The following is a 510-nucleotide window of genomic DNA, read 5'->3' as shown; positions in this document are numbered from 1 at the left end:
TTTCAGCGTGACTGACGATTGTGGTAATTCAGCGGAGCAAACCCTTCGCATTACCCGTCACTTTGATGAAACCAATCCAGTTGTTGTTGCTGTGCCGGATTATGATCTAGGCGGTTGTAACACACCTTGGCCAGAATCGGTATCCACTACCTTCACAGACAATTGTGGTGTGAATGGTCAAACCAGTGGCAGTGTATTAGGTGAATTAATTACTCAAGGAAATATTGATGGTTGTACCCAATACCGCAACTACCGTTTCAGAGTAACGGATGATTGTGGTAATATTGGTCAGCGAACACTTCGCATTACCCGTCACTTCGATGAAACCAATCCAATTGTGGCAGATGTAGCGGATTATGATTTAGGCGGTTGTAACACAGCATGGCCAGAATCCGTATCCACTACCTTCACCGATAATTGTGGTGTCGAAGGACAAACCAGTGGTAATGTAGCGGGCGAGTTAACCGGTTCCGGTTCTTTGGATGAATGTACCCAATACCGTGACTATCG

At 45.7% G+C, this 510-nt stretch carries 1 protein-coding gene; it reads left to right on the top strand.

Translation table 11 applies throughout. From position 1 onward, the window contains the following. A partial coding sequence (locus ACWPKD_RS15240) for a hypothetical protein (RefSeq protein WP_455413542.1) occupies positions 1-510 on the top strand: 510 nt, incomplete at both ends.

Source organism: Flavobacterium pedocola, from assembly GCF_053764385.1.
This window is presented reverse-complemented; position numbering and strand designations above follow the sequence as displayed.